The following is a 24,283-nucleotide window of genomic DNA, read 5'->3' on the forward strand; positions in this document are numbered from 1 at the left end:
GTGGAAAGTCTGGCAGGTAGAAATTAGAAGGGGATGGTAGCTATGTTTGACGGGAAAAGCAAAGTACGATCAGAAGTAATTGCATTAGCAACAAAAGAAGCGTTGCAGCGCCGAGGGGTCGAGCTGATAGATATTGCAAAAATCGTTTATGAAATGCAAGCGCCTTATAATGAAGAGTTACAGCTTGAACAATGTGTGGACTCTGTCGTAAATGTATTGAAAAAGCGTGAACTTCAACATGCAATCCTAGTCGGCATTGAGCTGGACGAGCTTTGTGAACAAGGCAAATTATCAAAACCGTTACAAGATATCGTTGAGTCAGATGAAGGCCTTTTCGGAGTGGATGAAACAATAGCTTTAGGAGCAGTATTTACGTATGGATCGATTGCAGTGACAACGTTTGGTCACTTGGATAAAAACAAAGTAGGTATTATTAATGATTTAGATACTAAAAAAGGAAATAAAGTCCATACATTTTTAGATGACTTAGTTGCTAGTGTTGCTTCATGTGCGGCAGCTCGAATTGCCCATCGTTCACGAGATTTGGAAGAAGCCGGTTTGACGTTTGACGATGTGAAGGATGCTGCCAAATAAGAAAATGACCAAAAACTACATTTGAAAAGAGTGATGAATCACTCTTTTCTTTTTTTATATATACATAATGAAAACGGTTGCAAATAATTTTGTTTTCTGAAAAAGATTGACAATTGAACCCGCTTACATGGTAGAATATACATTACTAGAGGAATAGATAAATAGGGGGTTATTGGATGAATAAGAAACTTTTAGGGCTCATCTCGATGCTACTCATTGCAGTGCTTGCACTTGCAGCGTGTGGCACATCGGATGATGCTGGGGAAAAGGAAGATGGAGCAAAAGGGGATTCAGATAGCAGTAAAGAGTATAAGTTCCTTAGTGTATTAACTGGAGGAACTCAAGGTACGTACTACGCTCTTGGTGGTGCCATTGCAGAGTTCATCGAAAAAGATACAGGTGTGAAAACATCAGCTGAAGTATCTCAGGCTTCCGCTGCTAACATGACAGCACTTAAAGACGGGGATGCTGAAATCGCTTTCGTACAAACGGATATCGCGTACTATGCACAAGAAGGCGAAATGATGTTTAAGGATGATAAAGTCGATACAGTTTCTGCAATCGGATCACTTTATCCTGAAACTGTACAACTAGTGACACTAGACAAGACGGGAATTAAAACATTTGATGATTTGAAAGGTAAGAAAGTGTCAGTTGGAGCTCCAGGTTCAGGTACGTATGCAAATGCAGAGCAACTTCTTGAAATCCATGGTTTGACAATGGATGACATTAAGCCACAAAACCTGGACTTTGGGGAGTCTCAGGAGAGTTTACAAGCAGGTCAAATCGACGCAGCATTCATTACAGCTGGTACTCCAACTGGTGCTGTTGAAGGTTTGAACGCAGTAGCGAAAGTTTTTGTAGTACCTGTTGAAGATGACAAGGCAGATGAACTCATCAGCAAGTATAAGTACTATGCGAAGGAAGTTATTCCAGCTGGAACTTATGGATTGGCTGAGGACACACCAACTGTGTCAGTTGGAGCTATGCTTGTTATCCAAAACGAAGTTCCTGAAGATCTTGCTTATGAAATTACAAAAGCAATTTACGACAATGCACCAAAACTTCAGCACGCAAAAGGGAAACTGATTAAAGCTGAAACTGGTCTTGACGGAATTGGGATTCCAGTTCACCCAGGTGCTCAAAAGTACTTTGACGAAGTAAACAAATAAGAGTTAAATGATGGAATGGGGCGGTGAGGCGATCTATGCTTCATGCGTCCCTTCTGCATTCATAGAACTTTACAAAGAGGTGAGCGGATGAAACGATGGGAGATTCCGCTTGGATTGTTAGTTGTAGTTTTTCTGATTGTTGGTGGTCTAACGATTCCAGTAAAACGAGCATATACGTTTACAGAAACGAGGACGGAAAATCCCGAAATGACTTATCGGATTTTATCAAATGATTCAGAATTTCAAATCAGATATGTCCACTCTATTTTTTTAACAGATGTACTAGAATCCTACCAAGTACAGGAGAACAACTCGTTAAAATTCTTAACGATGCATTATGAGGATGTTGGAATTGGCCTTCCCGGATATGCAGAAGAGGGAGAAACGTTGTCTGTGACGGAAGAAGGCATTTATACACTTACATATGAGGATAAAGTAGTCGATTCTTTTGTACTTTATATTGGAGATGTAGATGCACAATTAGCATTTCGTTATAAAGGGAAAGAAACGAATTTAAAAGCTTACTTGGAACGTGGACATTCGTACGAATTCCGTGTGAAGAAATTAACCCTATATGAAATGATGAAAGGAGTCAACTTGAATGGCAAAGCGAAAAAAAGAACAGAAAGTGGATCCTATAAAGAATCCAAATGACGAGCGTTTTGAAACACTTTCCGAAAAGGAACAGTTAGAGCTCCTTCAAAAATACGATCCAGAATCCAACACGAGGGATTTAGCAGGCATATTTGGCAAAATTGTGTTTTTTGGTCTGTTGGCTTTTTCAATTTTTCAATTGTATACCTCAATCGGAACACCGTTCACGGCCTATATTCAGCGATCCATTCACTTAGGATTTGCGCTATCTTTGATTTTTCTACTGTTTCCTGCACGTAAAAAGCCGGGGAAGAAACGAAACAAAATTCCATTTTACGATATGATTTTATCTCTTCTTTCTATTGGTGTCGGATTGTACTGGCCACTCAATATGAACGAACTTGTTTTAAGAGTAGGTCGTGTGTCTGATTTAGACTTGATCGTCGGAATATTGGCTGTTCTATTAACGATGGAAGCAGCTCGTCGTGCTGTAGGCTTACCAATTACGATTATTTCAGGTGTGTTCTTAGTTTATGCATTTTTCGGACCTTATTTCCCAGGTTTCCTAGCACACAGAGGTCAGAATTTAGATAATCTTGTCCAGTTGATGTTCTTTACAACAGACGGGATTCTTGGAACACCGATTAGCGTATCTGCTACCTTCATTTTCGTATTCCTGTTGTTCGGCGCATTCCTTGTGAAAACGGGAGTCGGCAACTATTTCAATGATTTAGCAGTTGTACTGGCAGGTAAATTGACAGGTGGACCAGCAAAAGTTGCCATCTTCTCAAGCGCACTGCAAGGGACAATTTCCGGTAGTTCTGTAGCAAACGTTGTTGGATCAGGTTCTTATACAATTCCAATGATGAAGAAGCTCGGCTATCGAAAAGAATTTGCTGGCGGTGTTGAAGCAGCTGCTTCAACAGGGGGACAGATCATGCCACCAATCATGGGGGCTGCTGCATTCCTAATGGTAGAATTCATTGGCGGCGTTACGTATTGGGAAATTGCTAAAGCAGCTACAATACCAGCATTACTTTATTTCACAGGAATTTGGATTATGACGCATTTTGAAGCAAAACGGGTCGGACTAGAAGGAATGAAACCTGAAGAGATTCCGAATCGTAAAGAAACATTGAAAAAGATTTATTTACTACTTCCTATCATCGGAATCATTGTATTCTTGTTACTTGGAATTCCAACGATGAAAGCTGCGTTACTCGGAATTGTGCTAACACTTGTTGTTAGTTCGTTCAACAAAGAGACACGTCTCGGATTTAAAGATATTATTCAAGCACTCGTTGACGGTGCACGTACAGCGCTCGCTGTTGCTGCAGCGACAGCATGTGCTGGTATTATCGTTGGGGTAGTTGTAAAAACGGGTCTTGGACTAAGTTTAGCAAATGGACTTGTGTCAGCTGCTGGAGGAAACATTTTACTGACGCTTATCTTTACAATGTTTGCTGCAATCGTTCTTGGTATGGGTTCACCAACAACAGCAAACTATGTCATAACTTCTACGATTGCAGCACCAGCAATCATTACGTTGCTGATGTTGGATACACCTGATGCAACAGTACCGGTAGTCGTTGCGATTTCTGCTCACTTATTCGTATTCTACTTCGGTATTATTGCAGATATCACACCACCAGTTGCACTGGCAGCTTTTGCGGCGTCTGGAATCTCAGGTGGAGATCCAATTAAGACCGGTGTCACATCCGCCAAACTCGCCATTGCGGCATTCATTATTCCGTATATGTTTGTATTTAACCCCGCTATGCTCATGATTGACGCCAGTGTGTGGGAAATTATATGGGTCACCGCCACGGCCATAATTGGGATGATAGCGATTGGCGCAGGTCTAATTGGTTTCTGGTATCGAAAAATCAATTGGATCGAACGAATCATTACGGTTGCGACGGGTATGATGCTAATCTATCCAGAAACGAAAACAGATTTTATTGGCCTTGGATTGTTTGTTATTCTGTTTGCAATTCAACTAGTCACTAAAGACAAAAACAAAGAAGAAGAAACTGCAACTGTATAATCCTAGCCCGTCTGTCATACTATACAGGCGGGCTTGTTTTTTGAAACTTTGTAAGGTGCTGAGCGTCTAATGAATAATGATTTGAAGGAGGAAAACGAACGTGAGGTTTATTAAAAAACTCATGATGACAGTAGTTGTAGTTGCACTACTAGTCGGTGCTGCCTATTATTTCGGAACGAATTGGATCGCTGACAAAGCAATGGATCAAGTCACTGCTCAGTTGGAAAGTAGTGGGCAACTGGATTCAGTCAAACAAGAAATCAATAGCAATCCAGAAGTTCAGGCATATTTGCAAGACGCAAAAACTGCGGATCGCAGTAAATTACCTATTCAAACAAAAGAACAGGCTACTCGAGTTGTGCTCAAGAAGTTCAGTATTAGCGAGTTGCAAGACATACAGAAAAAAGCACAGTCTGGAATGACTGCACAAGAACAACAGCAATTATTGCAACAAGTTGAAAGTCGTCTTACTGAAGAAGAACTTCTTTCGTTAAAAGTTTTAGCTCTGGATGAACTTTCGAAATGAAGATTTCTTTGCTTCTATAAAACAATTAAAGCAGGGACAGCACCATCGCCTTTTCAAAGGCGCCATGGACTATCCCTGCTTTGGTTTTTCTTAAGCGATTGAATTTCATTCGTTAAGTACAGGATTTGCTCTTTCATCTCTTTTAACTCATTCACTAAATCTAAATTGTTTGAAGCATTCTTTTTTTCCTTTTTTTCTTCTTCAATTGCGAGCACAGCAGCATAGGTTGAAATGGATTCTCCGATTATGGTGATGACACTTCCAATCACATCTATTTTGGCCGCTTGCCCGCCGACATCGATATCTATGAAATCCAGACTATCAGGATTTACCACGGCGTACCCTCCTATCTGATAACTCCCTACTTCAATGTATGCGTTGGGCGAGAAGTGGTGAATGGATGACCTGGATACTAAAACTATTTCACAAATTTGTATTGCAAGAATCTCAGGATCATGGTATTATCTTAAATGTGCTAAGTGATAGATCGTTTACCTCAAACGAGTGCTTGTCATTGTAGCAGATTGAAAATTCCCGATTCCTTAGCTCAGCTGGGAGAGCGCTACCTTGACAGGGTAGAGGTCGCTGGTTCGAGCCCAGTAGGAATCATTGGGTGCCAAACCCGCAGGAAGTATCGTCGGAACAACGATACTTCTCCAAGACAGACCTATTAGGCCGGATGCCTAGGGTCTGTTTTTTTGTGCTTGAGAGACCGATGAGTGACCAATTCCGGAGAAATACCAAAATCACAGCAAATCCCGTAAGCCATCACCGCTTATTCATCGTCCTTTTCAGTGATATGAGAAAAATATTTAGAGTCGTTTTGATGTTCCGATGCCCTAATCTATTTTGCAACACTATCATGTTCACACCATAGCTAAGTATGAGTGAAGCGGACGAATGTCCAAATCCTGGAAGTGAATTCTCTTGAGACCGGAGCGTTCCATGAAGCGACCCCAAAAAACGTGTGACGGCATTTGGCTGATAGGGGACTCCAAAGTCGTCAGATACAAACAGCATGGCCTCTTCACCTATTATATCTCTAAATCCTTTCCACAAGTTTTCGACTTCCATCCTTCCTTTTTTGTAAACTGCAGCGATCGCTTAATGTGGATCTGATTTTAGCAAAGTCTACTTGATCATATGCAATCGCCATCACGTCACCAAGTCGCTAATCACCGACAAGGGCCAATTTAATCATAAGTTGATGGCGCGGCTCTGGATTGATATGTACACTGTTATAAACTTCTACTTCATAGGTAGCAAGCATCTTGGCTGCTTGTCTGGGACCAGTCGCTACGATAGTTTTTGTCTTCCGGATCCGTCTCCCCTTTGCGTCATCCCCTAACTCAACAAATAACTTAAACCTGCCGTTTCTCATATTTCTATATGAAGCCATTTATTTTTCTTTTTGAATCAAATATATGTTCTTTTTTGTGTTGTAATAAAACCACCTTGAAATGAAGAGGTAAGTATAAAAAAGTATTGATATAACTAAATTGTTTATATAACTCATAGGCTATCAACCCAGCTACTGCGTTCTGACCAAGCTAAGACTTCTACATCATAATTCTTTAAGGAGCTTCCAAATTTATCTGCTATCGGGACATAAACATCATTCGCAAGCACAAAGAACTCTGAACTTGGTCTTGCCTCTCTGAAATCTATCTTCTTTTTTGTATGTGGTAATATAAAATCAAAGTTTTGTTGATTTCCCGACCTTCCTATAAAACCTGGATTGGGTGTATAAAAAACATTAGTGCTCTCGAAAAAATCTGCAAATTCCTCTGAAAAAATACTTACAACAGTATTTCTAGCAGTAAGTAATATATCTGATGCACGCATTATACACTGCAACAAATTATTTTGTCTTTTTGAGTATTCTTCTAGGGAATCGAAAGTTACAAATAGTTCGTTGCTCTTTGTATAAAATGAGATTCCAAAAACTTTCAAGGTTGTATTAAAAAGGTCATTTCTTTTTTTGCATTATCAATTTTAACTCCAAGCATATCTAGTTCTTGTAGAATATACCGGTCATCAGTAATTTTATTAGTTCCATCTTTTTTATGAGAAAAATACAATAGAGAATGATCATGGTTCATATCTACAAAAGGTGTAGTGATTTCAATGAAATCATTAAAATCTTCAAGTTTCAATTTAGGTTTATTTTTTAATTCCTGAATCAGGCAACGAATTTATGTGAGACCTAAATCGGGAATTTAAAGACTTCTTATATCCACCCACTGGTAGATGTCCTATACAAGACAGGATTATTATTGCTGCAAAAATAAGTATTAGTTTCTTCAATTATATAATCTTCTTCCTAAAAATTTTCATTTGGGAATTATACACTTTTCTATGTTTTATTGCAATAACTTATTTTAGTTTTGGATAAACAACAATGTGAAGGAAGAGGTACAGTAATGCATTATGAGTGTAGATATTGCGATTTAGGATTTCCGGCAACTTACGATGGGGATACGGTGTACGGTTCTTGTGGTGCTGAATGGGAAGCAGCAAAAATACCTGTTGAAGATGAAGAAGACTAGGACAAAATCCAAAGAAAATGCGTCGTATCAATATCCGTGAAAGACATAAAAAAACCTATCAGAAAATTGATAGGTTCAAAGAGGAAGAGATTGAAAAATAAAAAAATATAAATTATTTTTGTTCAACTGTATATCTAACCTGTTTAAAACTGGTTATATCTCCCTCTTCAGTATCATCTACAGTCTGCAAAAATTGAACTTTCGGATAGTAATTCGTTCTATGAGCATCTTTTATGCCCTTAATGTTAAGTGTGTAAGATTTATCATTTGTTATTTTTTGTTCAAAAACTTTTTTATTCGCAACAAAAATAAAGGTCAATTTATTTTCATCAAAGTCCTTAGTTGTAAATTCTAATTCATTATCTTTCGTTGTAATCGTTGGTGTTAATAATTCAATACTCCCATATCCAGTATCTCCTTTGAAAGCAGTTTCATAACCAGCTTTATCACTTGAATCTAAAGACTTTTCTATTACATCTGAGCATCCAGATATGGTGATAATAGCAAATAGAATAATACTTAATCCCATCATCTTTTTCATAAAATCACCCCATCTCGTTATTACGGAAGATAGTAAATTGACTATCAACCTCTTGGAATTATACAGTCTACTGTTAAAAAATTCAAATAAATATAAATTTAGTGTAATCAAGGCAATCTGAAGTAGGGAATTGAGGAAAAATAGTAATGCATATTTCTAACATTTAACCACAGCAAGTAAGTATATTCATGACATTATTAACAACTCCAGAAGCGGTAGTAATCATTGCAGGAGGAATCTTGCTAGCGATATTCAGCTTTGGTATGGGACGGGGAAGTAATCAAAAAAAGACAGCTGATCCTACTCGATTAGCCGTCTCATTACAGTAAGGATATCCTTGATTTCTAAAGTTGATTTAAAAAATACAAATACCAAACAGCGTGATTTTGTTCATCAGCAGAGGCTTGAATGAAAGCATTCTTAATTATTGGGTTATCGGTACTCCTCGATATCTTATGATAAAAGTCAACGGTTTCTTGTTCATCAATAAAAGCATCAATTACACCAGTTTTATAATTATTTGCACACTGCTTCGTAACTTTTGGATTTGGTTCTTTATCTGTTAAGGAATAATAAAGGTACCAAAAGGTTTCGTAGTGTCTCATTTCATCATTTCTGATTTCGAGAATGCGCTTTTTTTTCTCTTCATTCGGAGCTTGGCTCGCTAATAATTCATAGCAAGCAATTGCAGTGTACTCACTATCAATAGCTTTCAGAATATCGTCTAAAACTTTCGTGTCTATAGAAGTTTCAGTAGTACTTTTATTCAATTAATTAGCCCCCTTTTTCTTAATGTATGCCTAACTCAATACAAGGGAACATGTATGAGGGGGAAAAGTTTTTAAGTATTTTTATGGTTAAAATCTTGAAGATTTAAATTTAGCTAATTCTTTTGTTAATTGATCAATTTGCTTTTGCATACGGTCTAGCCTTTCATCAGAATCTGATTGATCTTGCTTTTCTTTTTGAGCATCACTTCTCGCTTCATCTATAGCGGCAATTGCGGAGATAGTCGCAATCCCGTCTGCAATTGTTGTAAGGATTGCCGCTATTAAAGCTAGTTGTAGACTAGTACTAATTGGTTGCTGTTCATCATGGTTATTTTGCGATTTATCGTTGGAGTTGTTCATGAAAAGTCTCCTTTCACGTTCATAGTTACGAGAATCATAATCATCATATGCTATCAATTTTGTGGTAATGAACCGCCTTAGGGAAGCAAAGATGTAGAATGGGAGTAAACACAAAAAAGACAGCTGATGCTACTCAAGAAGCTTCCTCTATACAGTCACCTGTATAACGTGATAGGAGTATTTACAGGAAAAGAACAGGTAAAATATTTATAGGGATAACTAATTGTTTCACTCATGTTTATTTATTTTATGGGAACAATAACATCAAATATCGATGGTGAAACGGAGTGGGGCACAAGTGGATTTTTTTCACAGCCAAGAAAATCTTACAAGTATTCAATGGATATTACGAGCAATAGTTTCTTTTTCCTTTTTACTTTTAGCAACTAAACTAATGGGACGCCGCTCAATCGCACAGTTAAGGCTTCTTGACTTTACGATAGCATTGATACTTGGAAATATACTTGCACACCCATTATCAGACGAGCAGTTAGGATTAAAAGGTTCAATTATTACGACAGGAGTACTAATTGCTCTTTACTTGTTAAGTGTCCTAGTAAGTTTAAAATGGAGGCGTATTAGTAAATGGTTTGAACCTACCCCATTCCCTTTAATAAGGAATGGAGAAATTCTATATAAAGAATTAGGTAAAGCACGAATTACAATTGATCATTTATTATCAGAAGCTAGGAAAGCAAAAGTAACAGAAATTAATAAAGTTGCATTTGCAATGTGGGAACCTGATGGGACCATTTCGTTCTTCTTATCCCCACAACTCCAAGCTTTAACTCCAGAAGATATTCAGTTAGTCAAAAAGCCTTTTTTTATTCCGAGAACTATTATTAAAGAAGGAAAAATAGATTTCTCTGAATTAAGACACCTAGGTAAAGACATAGCTTGGTTAGAAAATAAAATGTCGGTTTTGGATGTTAGAACAAAAGAAATTTTATTGGCAACGATGGATGATCAAGAACAATTAAATATCTTTTTGTATGAATGAAATTCATAATTCTAATTCCTTATACGCAAAATTTTGAAGATATAAACAAAGTCACTAGCGTTGCGTTTATATTTTATAATATTCTGTTTATATTTTTTCTGGTTTCAGAGAAAAACGAAAACACCAGTATAACGAATACTAGACAAAGAGCGTCCTGATGGGCGTTTTTTTTTACCTAAAAAGAGACAATGATGGATGGAGGAAGAGAAATTAGAGAGTATGCTGAATGGTCATGAAAAGCAACTAGTGATGATTAATGAGAAAGAGTAAAATCCATAAGGAACAGACTGTTGTACAAAAGTCTTGGAGTAAAACGAAAAAATGTTATATATGCAGAATACAGAACATTAGATCTGTTAATAAATATCTGGCAGGATAAACAGAAATTCTGGTTATTTTTTGAGTCATCCACTAGGCATCAAAAATGTAATCAGTAAAGGGAGGGCTTACTCATTACTATATTAGCGGTGAAGGAGCCCTATCTTTATTGATTGAAACTTTACAAAAATGGAGTGGAGAATCATTAAATTACAAAGGAATGAATCGTACTTACTTCAAATACCTTGGCAGTCACTGAAGTTTTTTAGCAATCAATAGAAAAACATCCTACTCATTAAACTTTCACCGACTAGAGTGTAATGTTCAGATTATGGGCAGGCGGTTTATTTGGACTAACCGTTACTGGATTTTCTGGGTAGGTTCATCAAATGAAAGCAATCCCATTAATTATTTTTTTGAAATGCATGTTCGTAGCCTGTAACCTCATTCAAAATTAACGTAAGTATAACTGAAAGGAGGAAAATATAATGGCGAAATTCTTTATTGATCCAGGACATGGCGGTCACGATTCAGGAGCATCAGGTAAATTCTCAAAAGAAAAAGACAACGTTCTGAAAGTTGGCATGCGATTGAAAAGTTTGCTTGAAACTTATGGTCATACCGTAAAAATGTCACGGTCAACTGACGTGTTTGTATCACTTTCTGGTCGTGCTAAAATGGCTAACGACTGGGGGGCTGATTACTTCATTAGTCTTCATAACAATTCTGCAACGACTAATGCATCAGGATTCGAAACGTTTATCCAGGACAGTGCTGTGAGCGTTGCAACATCAAAATTACAAGCCACTATTCATAATGCTATTGCAAGTAAAATTGGAGTCCGTGATCGTGGTATGAAGAGGAAAAACTTAGCAGTATTGCGCGAATCAAATATGCCATCTGTATTAATCGAGTATGCGTTTGTATCTTACCCAGAAGATGAAAACATCTTAATCAACAAAGTGGAACAACTAGCACAGTGGACAGCACAGGGGATTATAGCTTTTGCAGGGGGAGGTAAACCTGCTACTACACCTCCAGTTCCAGAGCCGTCACTCCCACAACTTGGAGACAAAAGTTTGTATAAACCAACATCTTCGGCAATACTAAACTCAACTGCAACAGTACTAAAACGTCTCGAACAAAAAACAGATTTGCCATTAGATCCACAATGGCGTGAAAAATTATTAAAAGGTGAACTAACAATATCAGATGCAATCGGTCTCTTGTATGTGGCGATTGATCGTGGCCATATAGTTGGGAAAACCGAATAAACAAGCAAAAGCTATATCTTAAAGAAGTGATTTCACAAAAAGATAAGATTTCTTATTGACTTGCAAATCGTAAGAATAAAAAGAGGTACAATTTCGGACAAACTTTAACGGAATTGTGCCTCTTCCTTACAATAAACTTTACAATGGGACAAATGATTTTTAGGTAAGATTGTTTGCGAAAACCCAACTTGGCAATATGACCATCTTTCTGCCGAAACGGTCCGAAAAATACCCACACCGATATGTCCGTTTCATAATAACCAACGACAAGGGTATATGAGGTATCGGATTGACGTGTACCAGACAAACTACCACACTAACTCACTATCGGATAATACGCCTTACACAACTTCTCCTGAAGAAGGAGGTTATGTATCTTTTCCAAAAAAAGTAGAAGGGCATGTCATACGGGAACGGAGCAAATCATTTGATGACTTTTTTACTCAACCTAGGATATTCTGGAATAGTTTAACGCGAATTGAAAAACAGCATACAATTGAAGCGCTTAGTTATCAGCTCGGCAGTGTGAATAGTGAATCTGTTCGACAGCAAAACGTAGACATGTTGGTCAACGTTGACAAGGAGATGTCATACATCGTTGCAGATAATATTGGTGTAAATCGACCAAGCGGTTCTCAAGTGCTTGTCTCGACGATTTATCCTTCACTTAGTCAGGCCAACACGCCAAAGTACGCTTATTCCCAAAAAGTTGGTGTACTAATTGGGAATGGTTTTAATGGTAAAGAGGTAGCAAATGTGTTGAATATGTTGAAAGAATACGGGGTGTTCATAGTCATTGTAAGCGAAACACTAGGAACTGTTACGGGGAAAGATGGAACACAGTTCAAAATGGAGGAAACGTTCCTGACAACAAGTCCTTATCTCTTAGACTCAATCTATATAGTAGGTGGAAACACTAAAAATCAAAATAAGTTCACCTATGATGTAAATGAATACTTAACTGTCGCATACAAGCACTATAAACCGATTGGAGTAGCCTCTTCTGGACATTTTTTCATCAAAAAATCGAAAAAAACAATTTGGCCGAAGTTGTTTTTGCTTGTGACAATCCGAACTTTGGAGAGGAATTTGTCTCTGCGATTGCCCAGCAGCGATTCTAGGAAAGAAAATAGTTTGAACACTTTTTTGAAAAAAAGATAGTTGGATTCATTTCAAGTAAGACTCAGCATTTTAATATAGCTATAGCAACAGATCCGCTTTTACACTTCATATCTATTTCTGCAAGATTTAAGGTAGAAAATATACTTCGATTTATTTGAAATCATTTATTTATAAAGCAAATTTATTTAACTTAATTAACTTTAGCTGTATCTTGTACCCATTAAGTTGTTGTAACATCAACTTAATTTTCTCAGTTTATCAGGATTGGTTTAGTAGTACAAAATTGACAGGGGAGAGGTCGCTGGTTCGAGCCCAGTAGGAATCATTGGGTGCCAAACCCGCAGGAAGTATCGTCGGAACAACGATACTTCTCCAAGACAGACTTATTAGGCCGTATGCCTAGGGTCTTTTTTTTTGTGATTGGGGTGAATGATGAGTGACCAAATCTTTTGTAACACAAAAAATCATTAAACCACCTTTACCGCTAATTACAAAGTACGTAAAACTTCAAGAAATTAAGAAACTTAGTAAACATATCTCTTAAAGATGTTCCTTACCCAACGTTTTTGCATTATTTGTTGGTAGCGCTTAGTCATCATTTCACTTATATTGAATATTAATAGACAACATAGTGTCTGTTAATTGGAGGGGAAAAGATGAAAAACAAGTTTTTGGTATTGCCTTTTATTGCGGTCATGGTATTAGGAATTATTTTTCTATCAACAATGATCCCAACTGTTAAAATGAGCCCAAAAGATTTACCGGTTGCTATTGTGTCTGAAGATGCTGGAGAAATGGGAGAAACCTTATTGCAGAATTTGCAAAAGCAATTAGCAACAACTGGCATGGATATGATTAAGTTCAAAGTTTACGATTCCGTTCAATCGATGAACGAAGCGATGAAAGAACAAGAAGTGTATGGGGGATTAGTGGTACCTAAAAATTTCTCCGCACAATTTGCTTCTCTACAAACGTCTTCACCTGAAAATCCAAAGATGCAAATTTATATTAATCAAGGAGCCAATGCATCCGTATCAACGATGTTAACCTCTGCTTTAGATAACATTGTCAAGCAAATGAATACGGTCATGAGTACACAACTGCTTCAAAATATTGAGAAGGCTCAAGTACCAATTCAAGTAAGTCAAGTCACAACATTAGTTACGCCAATACAAGCTGAAACAATTCCTGTAAACGCTGTAGGTGAGTTAGGAACTGCACCAACTGCATTCTTCCAACCTCTTTGGTTTGCAAGTATTATTGGCGCTGTTTTATTGTATTTTGCTAGTAAAAAGACCATTTTTAGTTCAAAGCAACAAAAACTCAAATTCCATGGATTGCAATCTTTTATTGCAATTATCTACTCGTTCTTTGCTGGATATTTTGTGACGTGGGCAGCGACATGGATGCTAGGTTTTTCTTTTGAAAATTTCAATACAGTCGCTTTATTTAGTTCACTTGCATGTTTAGGTTTCCTATTTTTAATACTTGCAACAGTTAATTGGCTGGGTCTACCTAGCATAGCTTTCTACGCTTTACTGATGTTCTTTGGTTTACCTTTAATTCAAATGGCACCGGAAATGTTACCTGCTTTTTATCAAGATTACATTTTGCCTTGGTTACCGATGAAGTTCTTAATTAATGGTTTAAAAGATATTTTCTACTTTGGCCAGGGTGTATTTAATGGCAATGGCGTTATATTAACCTGGATTGCCGTAATTTCGTTTATTTTACTATGGGTAAAGCAGCTGATTGAAAAGCCTAGTCAACCTGAAGAAATAGAGAAAGAAGTTATCAAATAGCATAAAGAAGCAGGCCTCTGCGCTAAAAGCAGTGGCCTGTTTTCTATGTTGTCGGTATGCCAATTGAGGTTCCTTTTCTCCTTTCCAGTTACTTTTTTAAACCAGTAGCAAAAAAAGGACCATTAATAGTCATCGTGGATATTATACGAGCCATCTCTTGTGGTGATTCGTCTCTATCACTGTTAAGCCATTGCTGAATAACACCTATATGTGCTGATGCAACATAGGAAATAAAGTATTCAGCTGGAACTAGAAAATTCTCTTTATGAATAAGTGTGGGTTGTGATGCGTTGTTGCTGTCAAATAGTGATTTCCAAACAAATTTTTTCAATTTCGTTTGGAAGGATATGTCTCCTTTTGGACCCAACATGGCTTTTGTAAACCTTCTATTTTGATTTAGATAATCAAAAATTGAGACAAGTATGGTAAAAGGTGTGGTTGCCGGATTGTTTGACTCAATATCTGCCATCATATTCGGATAATTCGTGATGATTTTGTCAGTTAGTTCTTGCATAAATTCTTCTTCACATTTGTTCATTAAATCATACTTATCCTGATAATGGGCATAAAAGGTACCGCGATTTATCTTTGCTCTAGTTGTTAGATCTTTAACAGTAATTGCCTCAAATCCTTTTTCTTCTATCAAATCAATAAATACATTCCGTATAGATTCTTTTGTACGAACTACACGTAAATCCATATTTAATTCCCCTCCTAACGTTTCCAACACATTGAGAAAAGGTGTTGGTTAAACAACACAACCTATATTACTGATTATTGATAAGTCATGTATCTGCGAATATAATTTGAAGTATGATAAACAACAGGGTGTTGGTAATTGTAACTGAAAATTAGTGAGAAGTGAAGTGAATATTTTCAAGATTAAGTTTGAGTTTCTATAGACCAAGATGTTTGAACATACTCAACAGTAAATTCGTAATATGGGTGTATTAAAACGATCGTAAAACTAAGATTACTATAAGGAGTGAGAAGATGACGGTGATGTCATCTGAATAAAGAACCTTATTTATAGAAAGGATTAACTATGAAAAATTTTCTTATCAAGAATAACCTGTATCTAATCACTGTTTTGGGCATCGTTATAGCTGTTATTACAGTACTGAATTGGTCTGCGATGCCAGTTGTACAAAGGATGGTAGGCTTGTTCTTCTTAGCATTAGTTTTCCACTTGTGGGAGGAGGGGAAGTATCCCGGTGGTTTTACGGAGATGATCACGAAGACATTGAACTTTACGGCTCGAAATCGGCACTTTGGTGAAATCGTTACGGCTTCTTACGCTTTGATAATCATCCTTTTTCCATTATTCTTCCCAAATGTTGTTTGGTTATCTATGGCACCCATGATGCTCGGTATTCTTGAAGTAGTCGCTCATTTGGCCGCTATAAAAATGTTCAAATTGAAAAGGTTCTACTCGCCTGGTCTTGTTACTTCTGTGGTATTGATGTTACCCATCTCAATTTATACTATTGTTTACGTTGTGCAAAACAATCTGATGCAGCCCATATCATGGCTGTACGCCTTCGGGTTCATTCTGATAAGTATAATGACGGCACAGCAAATCGTAGTAAGAATGAGTGGCATGAAGTATGCCGATTTTCTGAAAAATGTCAGAGGTACTATATTCGCTAAACGTAAGTAAACTAGGGAAGAATCTTAGCCCTATTATTAATTGACAAAGGTTAATCTAAATCCCTATTAGAGAATTATTCAATAGGTTTAGCAAGAAGTTATAATAAAACTAAAGAATAGCTAAAATCCCTAAATTTCATAGAGATTCAAGGAGTGAGAAGAGACGATGACAGTAATTTCATTAGAAAATGTAACCAAAGATTATGGACATGGAAGAGGTATTTTTGATGTTTCATTTAACGTGAAAAAAGGCACTGTGTATGGCTTTTTAGGACCAAACGGTGCTGGGAAAACGACAGCTATTCGTCATGTTATGGGATTTTCGAAATCCCAAAGAGGTATCGTAACAGTAGATGGTCTAGACAGTTGGACAAATGCTAGTACTATCCAAGAAAGCCTTGGCTATTTACCTGGTGAAGTAGCATTACCCGAAAACCTAACAGGTGAGCAATTCATTCAAATGATGATGGATTTACGAAAAGTTAATGATGATACACGTTGTAAAAAACTAATTGAATTCTTTGAGCTTGAAGCTTCTGGGAAGATAAAACGTATGTCACTGGGGATGAAAAGAAAATTAGCGATTGTGACGGCATTCATGCATGATCCAGATGTACTCGTACTTGATGAACCAACAAGCGGTTTAGACCCGATAATGCAACAGCGCTTTATCGATTTCGTGAAAGAAGAGAAAAAGCGTGGAAAAACAATTTTACTTTCAAGCCATATCTTTACTGAAGTTGACGCTACTTGTGATGAGATTTCAATTATTAAAGATGGACATTTAATTTCTTCATTCAACAAACAAGAGCTTTTGAAAATAACAGAAAAGGTCTTTAATCTGACAATTCAAAACGAAACCCATTTTAAGCAACTTGTACAAAAGATTGAAACGAATGAAGCAATCCATCTACTCTTTAAAAATGAACAAACAAAAGAACTACAAATTGGCTGTTATCCAAGTGATTTATCAAAGTTCATAAAAATACTAGCTGATTTTCCTGTATCAAGTTTCAATGAAATTCCATTCAGTTTAGAAAAGCATTTCATGAAATTTTACGATCGACGTGTAGGAGGGGAATTAGCGTGGCAATAATTGAATTACAAAATGTAACGAAAGATTATGGAGATAGTCGAGGTATTTTTAATATCAATCTTTCAATTGAATTGGGTGAAGCAGTTGGATTTGTGGGTACAAATGGTGCGGGTAAAACAACGACGATTCGCCATTTAATGGGGTTCTTAAAATCCAATAGCGGTACAGTGAAAATTAAGAATCTTGATGCTTGGTATGATGCTGCAGAAATAAAGCAGTGGATTGGCTATATTCCAGGAGAAATTGCCTTTCCTGATGTGAAAACTGGCTGGGAGTTCATCCATCAGCAAGCAGAACTTTTACAGCTAAAGGATTTAAGCTTTGCTAACCATTTGATTGAAAGACTTCAGCTTGATCCTTCAGCAAATATTAAACGTATGTCAAAGGGAATGAAACAAAAAACCGCGATTGTTGCCGCATTAATGGCTAATTCACCAATTCTAATTTTTGATGAGCCTACAACGGGTCTTGATCCATTAATGCGTGAGGAATTTATACAAATTGTTAAAGAAGAAAAAGCAAAAGGTAAAACGATTTTTATGTCTAGCCATATGTTCGAAGAAATCGAGGAAACGTGTGATAAAGTAGTAATGATTAAAGAGGGCAAAATCATTACAATGGAGTCTATTTCAACAATTATGTCAAATGAAAATCAACAATTTATTATCGAGTTTAGTAATGATCAGGAATGTAATCGTTTTATGAAAGAACAGATTGATTCGGTGGCAATTAGTAATACAACCGTATCAGTTGATGTTGATAATCAAACTTTAAATACATTATTAGCTGTCTTATCAAAGTATCAATTCGATAATTTAACAGAACAAAAACATACACTTCAAGATCAGTTCTATAACCTATATTCGGGGGGGCAATTACATGATTAATGGTACAATTTTCAAACAAACTTTGCGTTCCAATGTAAAGCTTTGGCTAATGTTTACGATTGTTTTATCTATATTACAAGTAGTGATGATTGCTGTATTTGATGCGAGTACTTTAGAAAATGTTGGTGGTTTAGTAGAAGGTACACCATTAGCAGGGCTTCTTGCACAAACAACGTTACTAAGTATGCTTGCTTCAACATTTTATTCAATTCACGGTGTTATATTCCCGATTATTTTCATCATAATGACTGCAAATAGTTTAATTGCCTCACAAGTAGACCGCGGATCCATGGCGTATTTGTTATCAACACCTACAAAACGATCTACAATTATTATGACACAAGCCATCTACTTAATTATGGCTTTAATTGTAATGTTTTTAATTGAAACAGTTGCTGGTATTGTATCAATTCAAGTATTCCAATCTGATACAGATATTGTAGTATCTGATTTTGTTATGTTAAATCTCGGATTGTTATTATTAATGTTTGCAATCAGCGGTATATCATTCTTTTTTTCAAGTTACTGCAACTTAACGAAAAATTCCCTTGCTTTTGGGGCGGGAATTCCAATCGCCTTTTTCTTGTTCCATTTGCTAAGTACAGTTGACCAAAGCCTTGATGTACTCAATTACTTTACAATTAATGCATTGTTTGACACTACTGCTATTCTAGAAGGAGAAAACTATTGGTGGAAGCTGAGCGTACTTTTAGGTATTGGTATAGTTCTGTATATAGCGAGTCTAGAAGTATTTAAAAGAAAAGACCTGCCACTTTAATTTTCATAAATCAAAATGAGCATAGGATCTTGATAATTCAAGTGCTCGTTTTTTAATATTTCTAATAATAGTAAGCGATCTATAATATCATTTTACAAAAAGCGGTTTTAGTAAATTATATATAAGACGGTAATTATAATGTTAAGCACTTAAGATATCTTTGGCGATTGTGGGATAACCTGTACAAATAATCATTAAACAGATTTCCGTGCCATGAGAATAAGTTGAACACAATAAAAGAGAGGGGGCAGATGCCTCCTCTTTTTGTAGTAGTGGCTGTCGAGTGACCAATTTTTATTTTCTATGATAAAAGATGAGCATTGTTGACAGAATGGTAGTCAGTAAACATTGATACTGCAAGATTTAGACACCTGGTGATTTAATGTTAAAGTCAGATTTCATACTTTTACAGGGTAGAGATCGCTAGTTCGAGCCCAGTAGGAATCATTGGGTGCCAAACCCTCGGGAAAGCCGTCGGAACAACGGTTTTCATCCAGAACAGACCTATTGGCCGGATGCCTAGGGTCTGTTTTTTGTGCTTTTATTTCGCTTCTACACGACTACGGGAATTAGAATTGAAAGATGCGATTCCAAAAAAGTTTGTCTCTTACAAATCTAAGTTGAGGTAAGTCACTCTTCTTCATTAACTCCTAAGCACGGGTTTGGATATTTGTAAAAACACCCTAATATCCACTTGCGTTAAAATAATTAGTCTCCGATTTATCTAGTTATAACAAGTCTTGTTTGTACAACTGGAGATGATCCGTTAGATACTATAGATTGTCTTCTTTTTTTGTTTATTATTTTGGCATCCTAGTGAAATAACAATGTTATGAGCACCTACTTCGCGACAACGTAAATTAAAGATGGAAAGAAAGATGCTATGTATGTTCAAATTATGACGGCACATTCAAAGTTTCTTCTTAATATGACAACTATCACTAGTATCCATAATATTATGTAGTGTAAGTTATCGGTAGTAGTTAGCTAATTCCGATATGAAATTTACAGTTAGAGGAGAAGTTCCAAAGAAGAAAATAGCTTGGATTACGGATACAGCTGCGCAATTAGCGGAATCTTTCATCCGCAAACACAATGTACATATTTTGCCCCTCGGTGTTGTTTTTTTCTGATGGGTCATATAAGGAATCCATCGATCTTATACAGGAAGAGTTTTACGAAAAATTACATATATCGAAAGTTTCACCTAAAACAACGCAGCCCGCAATTGGAGACATGTTTTCTTTATACGAAAAACTGCAGTTAGAAGGGCACGATTTTGCCATTGCATTACACTTATCAAGTGGACTTTTAGGTACAGTTGAATGCGCACAGGCGGCTTGTGAAATGACGGATTTCAAAGTGTATCCTATTGATTCGAAAATCTGTTCTTTTCCTATGGTTAAAATGATTGAAATAGGGAATGAACTGTTTGCGGACGGTAAAGATGTAGAAGAAGTTGTTTCATCCATTAACGAAATAACATCCAAATCTAAGTTGTCCTTTATACCCGCCAGTCTAAACCAATTACAGAAAAGTGGACGTGTTTCTGGAACTCAGAACTTCTTAAGTAATTTTGTGGACATTAAAGTAATCATTAGTTTTGAGAATGGTAAACCGCTCATGAAAGAAAAAATCCGTTCAAATAAGCGAGAAAAAATAAACGTGACTTCTTTACTTCGTGCGGACATGGATAATGGTAATGTTCCAGAAGTTGCTGTTTTTAATTGCAATAATGCCCCTGACGCGGAAATTTGGAAGAAGGAGTTATTGCCAGAGTTTCCAACGTTAAAAGTACAAGTTGTTCCACTTAGTATTTGCGTGGGCGTACATGCGGGTGAAGGGACTACAGGATTAAGTTGGGTTACTTACTAATTTTATTACCTTCAGTTAGCTGAGAAATTGTATTACGTTTACGGGTTTTCTTGAGAGGTACTAACCTCAAAAATGTGAAAAAGGGTACGAATCCGTATTGGATTCGACCCTTGATTATTTGTTGCTATACCTTGGTTTGACGACTTAACCTTTTTGTGGTTAATCGGCTTTTTGCACTTTTGTTGAGAAGTAAAGGATGAAGAATGCTTCTGCAACCAGTAACAAGATCATTGAAATTGTAGCGACAGAAGGCATTGTAAAGAAGAGGATAGCCGTTATGATTAGCAATACTACCAATATGCTAGGAAATTTTTCGAGCATGGTTATGTTAGAATAAGAGGTGAAGTCTTCGGTGTTGTTGCGAACAGCAAGAATGAGTTGCTGGATAATATAAAATATCATAATCATGCCAGCCACCGCTAATGATGTAAGACTCATAGCAATCACAGTATCGATTCCTGTGGAAAGCGAAATGGTTGTAATCGAATGTCCAGATCCATTTAATACTGAGAATCCAATGCTATGCAAAATCATGAAAAGAACAACTGTTTGAATACGTCGAGTGGATTCTATGCCGCTACTTATACTCATTAATCCGACATAGATTAACATGTACCCGATGCTATTTGTAACGTAATAAAGTACCCCGGTATCGAGGAATTGCAAATTGAATTTAGCAAATACAAACAATACACCTAGTATAAATAGACTCATTCGTTTCCTCCGAAAGTTGAAAAATTTAGGATATGTATCTGTTTTTATTTTATAATATTCTTACAATTGCAACAAGTAAATTCAGAGGAAATCGTTAATTATCTTGCAAGGAGGTTATTCTTTTGAACATTGAATTGAAACTATCATTCCCATATGATTTCAATCGTGCGCTAGAAAGATTATCCGGGACACCTGTGAATTTTGTAGATATTCATCAACGCTTCGTGCGTGTTCCGATGGAAGAGGGCAATCTGGTCACGGTTCGAGCAACAGGGACATTACAAGAGCCGAATTTCATTATAGAAGGACTAAAAGACAAAGAACAACTTGCACATATCAAATGGCTTTTCCACTTTGAAGAATCTCTTGATGGGATCGCTGCTCATTTTGCTCGGACAGACCTTGCTCCTATCTTTCAAGAACATATCGGCACACCGCTCGTCAGAAGCTTTTCACTTTATGGTGAGCTTATGAAGAGTATTATCCATCAACAATTAAATCTGGCATTCGCTAACACGTTGCTTATGCGTTTTGTGGAAAAATACGGTTCCCAGCAAGATGGGGTCTGGCGGTATCCAAAACCGGAACTGATTGCGGCTGTCACAGTTGAGGAGCTTCGAGAAATGCAGTTCAGTACTAGGAAAGCAGAGTATGTTATTGGTCTTTCGCAAGCGATAGCTACAGGAGCGTTAGATCTTGAATCGATGCGAATGAAAGACGACGACGAAGTGACTGCAGAACTCATTGCCTACCGTGGTGTTGGACCATGGACCGCGCAAGGTTTTCTGATGTTTGGTCTCGGGAGGCCAAACCTTTTTCCACTAGCAGATATCGGACTTCAAAATGCACTCAAAACGTTATGGAAGTTAGATCGCAAACCTACTCAGGATGAAATACGTGCACGTTTTTCGGACTGGTCGCCTTATTTAAGTTACGCAGCATTGTATTTGTGGAGAAGTATTGAAGTAAGAACTATATAGTAGGAGAAAAAAGAGAGATGATTGAATTCAATTATCTCTCTTTTTTCGTTGAATTCAAAGAGGTCAGTGACTGGATACTTCAAACAAGTTGATCTAAATTATTGAAAATTCAAATATACTATTGCATACCGCTTATTCATTCCTGTATAGTTAATTCATAACTTGATAATATCTGAAAATTCTGTTCATAATGAAAGGAGAAGGTATGGCACAATTTCATTTAAACCCGAACTCGATTCAAGAAGTTCTGGAAACTCACGATGAGGATGTTATTGTTACAAATCACGAGGGAATTATCATGAAAGCTACACGGATTAGCGGTCACAGATATGGATTAGAAGCGGAAGATTTAATAGGGAAGTCAGTATATGAATTAGAAAAGGAAGGAATATTTACTCCTGCAGTTACACCATTAGTTTTAAAACAGAAGAAGAAAATCGTCACGATTCAGAAAACAGCATCGGGTTCAAAAATTTTAATCACAGGAATGCCGTTTTTTGATTACAACGGGGAAGTCGATTATGTCATTAGCTATTCCTATGATGTGTCTGAGTTACTCGTAATCCAGGATTATATGAAAGAAATTGAATATGAAATGGCAAAAGTGCAAGAAGAAGTACAGCATTTACGTAGACAAATGTTTACTGCTTCTGAATATATAATGCGAAGTAAGTGTACGCAGGAAGCCTTTTCAACTGCACGACGTGTTGCTTCTCTTGATGTACCTGTCGTCATATATGGAGAACTAGGAACAGGAAAGACAACGATTGCGAAAGAAATGCATAAAGAGAGTATGCGAAGTAATGGGCCATTCATTGAACTCGATTGTGCAACCATTCCTGAATCCATATTTTTAAAAGAACTTGTAGGTGAACAATCAAGTGACACTATCACAGTGCCTGGCCTTCTAAGCATCGCGGAGGGAGGTACCTTCTTTCTGAAAAATGTCGATAGAATGTCGCTTCATTTGCAATCGAAAATTACAAAAATTTTCAAAGAGGAACGTTTTCAACCTCTTGGGTGTGAATTCTCGATCCCATTACATGTAAGAATAATATGTTCCTCGGAGACGGATTTACAGCAAGCAGTTAGTGAAAAAAAGTTTATGGGAGAGTTATATTACTTACTCAATATCGTTCCTATTACCTTAAAACCCTTACGAGAACGTATTGAAGATATAAGCGCTCTTATTTCGCATTTTCTTCAAACCTTCTCGGCAAAATATAAGACGGGAAAAATGATGACTGACCTCGTCTTTACTCAACTATTGCAATTTGAGTGGAGAGGCAATATTCAAGAACTTCGTCATGTCATTGAACGATTAGTTGTTCATAGTGTTGGCGATGTTATCGATCTTCATGATTTGCCGCATGAATATAGATTGCCTGAAGATAACTTTTCAGACTTCACTTTGGACGGTGAAACACTGCCGGTCATTCTTGAACAAGTAGAAATGCAAATACTTAATAGGGCGAAGAAACGATACAAAACAACGACTGAAATGGCAAGGATTCTAGGAATAAGTCAGCCCTCTGTGGTTCGAAAGCTGAAGAAATATACACAGACAGAAGAAAAAATATAAAAATACATTGAATAAAAATCCGTTTTAGTCTATATTTATACGATTAGATATT

27 protein-coding genes and 1 tRNA gene are annotated in these 24,283 nt (G+C 36.9%); 19 read left to right on the forward strand and 9 right to left on the reverse strand.

The window, feature by feature from the left end; translation table 11 throughout:
- Window positions 1-42: 42 nt before the first annotated feature.
- From M3197_RS03330 to M3197_RS03350, 5 genes are all read left to right on the forward strand, one after another.
- The gene (locus M3197_RS03330) at window positions 43-594 is read left to right on the forward strand and encodes a phosphatidylglycerophosphatase A family protein (protein WP_025783620.1); all 552 of its coding nucleotides are present in this window, start codon (window positions 43-45) and stop codon (window positions 592-594) included.
- A 176-nt stretch (window positions 595-770) separates the two neighbouring features.
- Window positions 771-1,766, forward strand: coding sequence for a TAXI family TRAP transporter solute-binding subunit (locus tag M3197_RS03335; protein WP_251658590.1), 996 nt, complete (start codon window positions 771-773; stop codon window positions 1,764-1,766).
- An 87-nt stretch (window positions 1,767-1,853) separates the two neighbouring features.
- Window positions 1,854-2,420, forward strand: a complete 567-nt coding sequence (locus M3197_RS03340) for a DUF1850 domain-containing protein (RefSeq protein ID WP_251658592.1) — start codon at window positions 1,854-1,856, stop codon at window positions 2,418-2,420.
- The gene (locus M3197_RS03345; RefSeq protein WP_251658593.1) at window positions 2,368-4,407 is read left to right on the forward strand and encodes a TRAP transporter permease; all 2,040 of its coding nucleotides are present in this window, start codon (window positions 2,368-2,370) and stop codon (window positions 4,405-4,407) included. Before M3197_RS03340 ends, M3197_RS03345 begins: the two co-directional genes overlap by 53 nt.
- A gap of 100 nt (window positions 4,408-4,507) precedes the next feature.
- A complete protein-coding gene (locus M3197_RS03350) occupies window positions 4,508-4,933 on the forward strand; it encodes a hypothetical protein (RefSeq protein ID WP_251658594.1) in 426 nt (141 codons plus the stop codon).
- Window positions 4,934-4,986: 53 nt separating this feature from the next.
- Here M3197_RS03350 and M3197_RS03355 read toward each other — a convergent pair whose 3' ends face one another.
- A complete protein-coding gene (locus tag M3197_RS03355; RefSeq protein WP_251658595.1) occupies window positions 4,987-5,268 on the reverse strand; it encodes a hypothetical protein in 282 nt (93 codons plus the stop codon).
- Between the two features lie 201 nt (window positions 5,269-5,469).
- Between M3197_RS03355 and M3197_RS03360 the strand changes: the two genes are divergently transcribed.
- Window positions 5,470-5,542: transfer RNA gene (locus M3197_RS03360), tRNA-Val, on the forward strand.
- A gap of 562 nt (window positions 5,543-6,104) precedes the next feature.
- Here the strand turns inward: M3197_RS03360 and M3197_RS03365 are convergent.
- From M3197_RS03365 to M3197_RS03375, 3 genes are all read right to left on the reverse strand, one after another.
- On the reverse strand, window positions 6,105-6,314 hold the full coding sequence (locus M3197_RS03365; RefSeq protein WP_251658596.1) for a hypothetical protein: 210 nt from the start codon (window positions 6,312-6,314) through the stop codon (window positions 6,105-6,107).
- Window positions 6,315-6,445: 131 nt separating this feature from the next.
- Window positions 6,446-6,886, reverse strand: coding sequence for a DUF1829 domain-containing protein (locus tag M3197_RS03370; RefSeq protein ID WP_251658597.1), 441 nt, complete (start codon window positions 6,884-6,886; stop codon window positions 6,446-6,448).
- The gene (locus M3197_RS03375) at window positions 6,883-7,089 is read right to left on the reverse strand and encodes a DUF1828 domain-containing protein (protein ID WP_251658598.1); all 207 of its coding nucleotides are present in this window, start codon (window positions 7,087-7,089) and stop codon (window positions 6,883-6,885) included. Before M3197_RS03375 ends, M3197_RS03370 begins: the two co-directional genes overlap by 4 nt.
- A 267-nt stretch (window positions 7,090-7,356) precedes the next feature.
- Here M3197_RS03375 and M3197_RS17350 point away from each other — a divergent pair, with 267 nt between their 5' ends.
- Entirely contained in the window at window positions 7,357-7,482 is a 126-nt protein-coding gene (locus M3197_RS17350; protein WP_285851069.1) for a hypothetical protein, read from the forward strand.
- Window positions 7,483-7,594: 112 nt separating this feature from the next.
- Here the strand turns inward: M3197_RS17350 and M3197_RS03380 are convergent, their stop codons facing one another.
- Window positions 7,595-8,023, reverse strand: coding sequence for a hypothetical protein (locus tag M3197_RS03380; RefSeq protein WP_251658600.1), 429 nt, complete (start codon window positions 8,021-8,023; stop codon window positions 7,595-7,597).
- Window positions 8,024-8,211: 188 nt separating this feature from the next.
- Between M3197_RS03380 and M3197_RS03385 the strand changes: the two genes are divergently transcribed.
- Window positions 8,212-8,352 carry a hypothetical protein gene (locus tag M3197_RS03385; RefSeq protein ID WP_251658601.1) on the forward strand — a complete coding sequence of 47 codons (141 nt, stop codon included), beginning with the start codon at window positions 8,212-8,214 and terminating at the stop codon, window positions 8,350-8,352.
- 15 nt (window positions 8,353-8,367) lie between these two features.
- On the opposite strand, the gene M3197_RS03390 is transcribed toward M3197_RS03385, so the two are convergent.
- Window positions 8,368-8,793 carry a ferritin-like domain-containing protein gene (locus tag M3197_RS03390; RefSeq protein WP_251658602.1) on the reverse strand — a complete coding sequence of 142 codons (426 nt, stop codon included), beginning with the start codon at window positions 8,791-8,793 and terminating at the stop codon, window positions 8,368-8,370.
- Window positions 8,794-8,880: 87 nt separating this feature from the next.
- Entirely contained in the window at window positions 8,881-9,153 is a 273-nt protein-coding gene (locus M3197_RS03395; RefSeq protein ID WP_251658603.1) for a hypothetical protein, read from the reverse strand.
- Between the two features lie 298 nt (window positions 9,154-9,451).
- On the opposite strand from M3197_RS03395, the gene M3197_RS03400 reads away from it, so the two are divergent.
- The 4 genes from M3197_RS03400 to M3197_RS03415 all read left to right on the forward strand — a co-directional run bounded on the left by M3197_RS03400 (window position 9,452) and on the right by M3197_RS03415 (window position 14,669).
- On the forward strand, window positions 9,452-10,153 hold the full coding sequence (locus M3197_RS03400; protein ID WP_432813976.1) for a DUF421 domain-containing protein: 702 nt from the start codon (window positions 9,452-9,454) through the stop codon (window positions 10,151-10,153).
- Window positions 10,154-10,959: 806 nt separating this feature from the next.
- The gene (locus tag M3197_RS03405; protein WP_251658606.1) at window positions 10,960-11,745 is read left to right on the forward strand and encodes an N-acetylmuramoyl-L-alanine amidase family protein; all 786 of its coding nucleotides are present in this window, start codon (window positions 10,960-10,962) and stop codon (window positions 11,743-11,745) included.
- 276 nt (window positions 11,746-12,021) lie between these two features.
- Window positions 12,022-12,906 (forward strand): catalase-related domain-containing protein, encoded by an 885-nt coding sequence (locus tag M3197_RS03410; protein WP_251658608.1) that lies wholly within the window; start codon window positions 12,022-12,024, stop codon window positions 12,904-12,906.
- Between the two features lie 617 nt (window positions 12,907-13,523).
- Window positions 13,524-14,669: a YhgE/Pip domain-containing protein gene (locus M3197_RS03415; RefSeq protein WP_251658610.1), complete on the forward strand. Its 1,146-nt coding sequence runs from the start codon at window positions 13,524-13,526 to the stop codon at window positions 14,667-14,669.
- Between the two features lie 88 nt (window positions 14,670-14,757).
- Here the strand turns inward: M3197_RS03415 and M3197_RS03420 are convergent, their stop codons facing one another.
- On the reverse strand, window positions 14,758-15,369 hold the full coding sequence (locus tag M3197_RS03420; protein ID WP_251658611.1) for a TetR/AcrR family transcriptional regulator: 612 nt from the start codon (window positions 15,367-15,369) through the stop codon (window positions 14,758-14,760).
- A 390-nt stretch (window positions 15,370-15,759) separates the two neighbouring features.
- On the opposite strand from M3197_RS03420, the gene M3197_RS03425 reads away from it, so the two are divergent.
- From M3197_RS03425 to M3197_RS03445, 5 genes are all read left to right on the forward strand, one after another.
- On the forward strand, window positions 15,760-16,329 hold the full coding sequence (locus M3197_RS03425) for an HXXEE domain-containing protein (protein ID WP_251658612.1): 570 nt from the start codon (window positions 15,760-15,762) through the stop codon (window positions 16,327-16,329).
- Window positions 16,330-16,485: 156 nt separating this feature from the next.
- Window positions 16,486-17,415: an ABC transporter ATP-binding protein gene (locus M3197_RS03430; RefSeq protein ID WP_251658613.1), complete on the forward strand. Its 930-nt coding sequence runs from the start codon at window positions 16,486-16,488 to the stop codon at window positions 17,413-17,415.
- On the forward strand, window positions 17,406-18,302 hold the full coding sequence (locus M3197_RS03435) for an ABC transporter ATP-binding protein (protein ID WP_251658614.1): 897 nt from the start codon (window positions 17,406-17,408) through the stop codon (window positions 18,300-18,302). The genes M3197_RS03430 and M3197_RS03435 overlap by 10 nt, the downstream gene beginning before the upstream one ends.
- Window positions 18,295-19,080: an ABC transporter permease subunit gene (locus M3197_RS03440; protein ID WP_251658615.1), complete on the forward strand. Its 786-nt coding sequence runs from the start codon at window positions 18,295-18,297 to the stop codon at window positions 19,078-19,080. Before M3197_RS03435 ends, M3197_RS03440 begins: the two co-directional genes overlap by 8 nt.
- 1,116 nt (window positions 19,081-20,196) lie before the next feature.
- Entirely contained in the window at window positions 20,197-20,955 is a 759-nt protein-coding gene (locus M3197_RS03445) for a DegV family protein (protein ID WP_251658616.1), read from the forward strand.
- 159 nt (window positions 20,956-21,114) lie between these two features.
- Here M3197_RS03445 and M3197_RS03450 read toward each other — a convergent pair whose 3' ends face one another.
- On the reverse strand, window positions 21,115-21,669 hold the full coding sequence (locus M3197_RS03450; RefSeq protein ID WP_251658617.1) for a hypothetical protein: 555 nt from the start codon (window positions 21,667-21,669) through the stop codon (window positions 21,115-21,117).
- A gap of 122 nt (window positions 21,670-21,791) precedes the next feature.
- Here M3197_RS03450 and M3197_RS03455 point away from each other — a divergent pair, with 122 nt between their 5' ends.
- Together M3197_RS03455 and M3197_RS03460 are read left to right on the forward strand one after the other, a co-directional pair.
- Entirely contained in the window at window positions 21,792-22,649 is an 858-nt protein-coding gene (locus tag M3197_RS03455) for a DNA-3-methyladenine glycosylase family protein (RefSeq protein ID WP_251658618.1), read from the forward strand.
- A gap of 205 nt (window positions 22,650-22,854) precedes the next feature.
- Window positions 22,855-24,231 carry a sigma 54-interacting transcriptional regulator gene (locus M3197_RS03460; protein ID WP_251658619.1) on the forward strand — a complete coding sequence of 459 codons (1,377 nt, stop codon included), beginning with the start codon at window positions 22,855-22,857 and terminating at the stop codon, window positions 24,229-24,231.
- Window positions 24,232-24,283: the final 52 nt, after the last annotated feature.

Origin of the sequence: Sporosarcina aquimarina (assembly GCF_023715615.1) — a bacterium.
GTDB classification, from domain to species: Bacteria; Bacillota; Bacilli; order Bacillales_A; family Planococcaceae; genus Sporosarcina; species Sporosarcina aquimarina_A.